The 4,097-nt window shown below is 68.3% G+C and carries 1 protein-coding gene; it reads right to left on the reverse strand.

Annotation, left to right across the window (positions count from 1 at the left end; genetic code table 11):
* Positions 1–40: 40 nt before the first annotated feature.
* Complete coding sequence (locus ACFW1A_RS35210; protein ID WP_380416554.1) at positions 41–3,943, reverse strand: DNA-directed RNA polymerase subunit beta'; 3,903 nt, start codon at positions 3,941–3,943, stop codon at positions 41–43.
* Positions 3,944–4,097 lie beyond the last annotated feature (154 nt).

Below are 4,097 nucleotides of genomic sequence, written 5' to 3' on the forward strand. Positions count from 1 at the left end.
CCCACGGGGGGTGGCCGCCCTGCGGCGTTCGGACCTGGACTCAGCCGGTGTACGGGCCGTAGTCGTAGTCGTCCAGCGGGACCGCCTGGCCGGAGCCGGCGCCGAAGGGCGACAGGTCGTAGTCGTCGTAGCCGACGGCCGAGTACATCGCGGCCTTGGCCTCCTCGGTCGGCTCGACCCGGATGTTGCGGTAGCGGGGCAGACCCGTACCGGCCGGGATGAGCTTACCGAGGATGACGTTCTCCTTGAGGCCCAGCAGCGGGTCCGACTTGGCGTGGATCGCCGCGTCGGTGAGCACCCGGGTCGTCTCCTGGAAGGAGGCGGCCGACAGCCAGGACTCGGTGGCCAGCGAGGCCTTGGTGATACCCATCAGCTGCGGACGACCGGAGGCGGGGTGACCGCCCTCGGAGACCACCCGACGGTTCTCGGTCTCGAACCGGCCGCGCTCGACCAGCTCGCCCGGGAGCAGCTCGGCGTCGCCCGACTCGATGATCGTCACGCGGCGGAGCATCTGCCGGATGATGATCTCGATGTGCTTGTCGTGGATCGACACGCCCTGCGAGTTGTAGACCTTCTGGACCTCGGCGACCAGGTGGACCTGGACGGCGCGCTGGCCCATGATCCGCAGCACGTCGTGCGGGTTGGTGGCACCCATGGTCAGCTTCTGGCCGACCTCGACCTGCTCGCCCTCGCTCACCAGGAGCTTGACGCGCTTGGAGACGGGGTACGCGACCTCGTCGGTGCCGTCGTCCGGGGTGATGACGATCTTGCGGGTCTTCTCGGTGTCCTCGATCCGGGCCCGGCCGGCGGCCTCCGAGATCGGGGCCACACCCTTCGGGGTACGGGCCTCGAAGAGCTCGACGACACGGGGCAGACCCTGGGTGATGTCGTCACCGGCCACACCACCGGTGTGGAAGGTACGCATCGTCAGCTGGGTACCGGGCTCACCGATGGACTGGGCGGCGATGATGCCGACCGCCTCACCGATGTCGACCAGCTTGCCGGTGGCCAGCGAACGGCCGTAGCAGAAGGCACAGGTGCCGACGGCCGACTCGCAGGTCAGGATCGAGCGGGTCTTGACCTCGCCGATGCCCAGGCGGATCAGCTCGTCGATCAGCACGTCACCGAGGTCGGTGTTGGCGGTCGCGATGAGCCGGCCGTCGACGGTGATGTCCTCGGCCAGCATGCGGGCGTACACGCTGGTCTCGACGTCGTCCGTCTTGCGCAGCACGCCGTCCTCGCCGACCACGCCGATCGCCAGCTTGAGGCCGCGCTCGGTGCCGCAGTCCTCCTCGCGGATGATCACGTCCTGCGAGACGTCCACCAGACGACGGGTCAGGTAACCCGAGTCGGCGGTGCGCAGCGCGGTGTCGGCCAGACCCTTACGGGCACCGTGGGTGGAGATGAAGTACTCCAGCACGGACAGGCCCTCACGGAACGAGGCCTTGATGGGACGCGGGATGGTCTCGTTCTTGGCGTTCGACACCAGACCACGCATACCGGCGATCTGACGCATCTGCATCATGTTTCCGCGGGCGCCCGAGTCGACCATCATGAAGATGGGGTTCGTCTTCGGGAAGTTCGCGTTCATCGCCTCGGCGACCTCGTTGGTCGCCTTGGTCCAGATGTTGACGAGCTCCTGCTTGCGCTCGTCGTTGGTCATCAGACCGCGCTCGTAGTTCTTCTGGACCTTCTCGGCCTGCGCCTCGTAGCCCTCGAGGATCTGCGGCTTGCTCGGCGGGACCACGACGTCGGAGATCGAGACGGTGACGCCCGAACGGGTCGACCAGTGGAAGCCGGCCGCCTTCAGGTTGTCCAGGGTCGCCGCGACGACGACCTTGGGGTACCGCTCGGCCAGGTCGTTGACGATCGCGGAGAGCTGCTTCTTGCCCACCTCGTAGTCGACGAACGGGTAGTCCTCGGGCAGCAGCTCGTTGAAGAGCGCGCGGCCCAGGGTCGTGGTGAGCCGGAACGACTCGCCCTCGGTCCAGGACGGCTGGCCGTCGCCGAACTCCTCGTCCACCGGCGGGGTCCAGCCCCGCGGCGGCACGGTGCCGATCGGCAGGCGCAGGTTGATCGGCGCCTGCACGGCCAGCTCGCGCGCGTCGAAGGCCATGATCGCCTCGGCGGTCGACGAGAAGGAGCGACCGGTGCCCTTCACGTCCTCGCGGTCCGAGGTCAGGAAGAACAGACCGAGCACCATGTCCTGGGTCGGCATGGTGACGGGGCGACCGTCGGCCGGCTTCAGGATGTTGTTCGAGGACAGCATCAGGATGCGGGCCTCGGCCTGGGCCTCCGCGCTCAGCGGGAGGTGGACGGCCATCTGGTCACCGTCGAAGTCCGCGTTGAACGCGGTGCAGACGAGCGGGTGGATCTGGATGGCCTTGCCCTCGACCAGCTGCGGCTCGAAGGCCTGGATGCCCAGGCGGTGCAGGGTGGGCGCACGGTTCAGCAGCACCGGGTGCTCGGCGATGACCTCTTCGAGGACGTCCCACACCACCGGGCGGGCGCGCTCGACCATGCGCTTGGCCGACTTGATGTTCTGCGCGTGGTTCAGGTCGACCAGGCGCTTCATCACGAACGGCTTGAAGAGCTCCAGCGCCATGGCCTTGGGCAGGCCGCACTGGTGCAGCTTGAGCTGCGGGCCGACGACGATGACCGAACGGGCCGAGTAGTCGACGCGCTTGCCGAGCAGGTTCTGGCGGAAACGACCCTGCTTGCCCTTCAGCATGTCGCTGAGGGACTTCAGCGGACGGTTGCCGGGGCCCGTCACCGGGCGGCCGCGGCGGCCGTTGTCGAAGAGGGCGTCGACCGCCTCCTGGAGCATGCGCTTCTCGTTGTTCACGATGATCTCGGGAGCCCCGAGGTCGAGCAGGCGCTTCAGGCGGTTGTTGCGGTTGATCACGCGGCGGTACAGGTCGTTCAGGTCGGAGGTGGCGAACCGGCCACCGTCGAGCTGGACCATCGGACGCAGGTCCGGCGGGATCACCGGGACGCAGTCCAGCACCATGCCGTTGGGCTTGTTGCTGGTCTGCAGGAAGGCGGAGACGACCTTGAGGCGCTTGAGCGCACGGGTCTTCTTCTGGCCCTTGCCGGTGCGGATGATCTCGCGGAGGCGCTCGGCCTCCTCGGCCAGGTCGAAGCTCTCCAGCCGGTCCTTGAGCGCGGCGGCGCCCATCGAACCGGAGAAGTAGGTGCCGAACCGGTCGCGCAGCTCGCGGTAGAGCAGCTCGTCGCCCTCCAGGTCCTGGACCTTGAGGTTCTTGAACCGGGCCCAGACCTCGTCGAGGCGGTCGATCTCGCGCTGCGCGCGGTCGCGCAGCTGCTTCATCTCGCGCTCGGCACCCTCGCGCACCTTGCGGCGCACGTCGGCCTTGGCGCCCTCGGCCTCCAGCTCGGCCAGGTCGGTCTCGGCCTTCTTGGCGCGGGCCTCGAGGTCGGCGTCGCGGCGGTTCTCGATCTGCTGGCGCTCGACCGAGACGTGCGCCTCGAGCGAGGGCAGGTCGCGCTGGCGGCGCTCGTCGTCCACCCAGGTGATCATGTAGGCGGCGAAGTAGATGACCTTCTCGAGGTCCTTCGGCGCCAGGTCCAGCAGGTAGCCCAGGCGGGACGGGACACCCTTGAAGTACCAGATGTGGGTGACCGGGGCGGCCAGCTCGATGTGGCCCATCCGCTCGCGGCGCACCTTGGCGCGGGTCACCTCGACGCCGCAGCGCTCGCAGATGATGCCCTTGAAGCGGACGCGCTTGTACTTACCGCAGTAGCACTCCCAGTCCCGGGTGGGACCGAAGATCTTCTCGCAGAAAAGGCCGTCCTTTTCCGGCTTCAGCGTGCGGTAGTTGATGGTCTCCGGCTTCTTGACCTCGCCGTGGGACCACTGGCGGATGTCGTCAGCCGTGGCCAGGCCGATGCGGAGCTCGTCGAAGAAGTTGACGTCAAGCACTGGTCGTCAAGCCCTCTTTCGTAATTCGAGAGTCTGTCTGTGGTCTGAGGGGGGCCTGGGGGCGGGGCGGGGGCGGGGGACGGCTCGCGCGCCCCCCCCCCCCCCAACCCAAAACAGGGGCGCGGGGGGGGGCGCGCCGGAGCGAGGCGGCGGC

Source organism: Kitasatospora sp. NPDC058965 (genome assembly GCF_042741245.1).
Lineage (GTDB): Bacteria > Actinomycetota > Actinomycetes > Streptomycetales > Streptomycetaceae > Kitasatospora.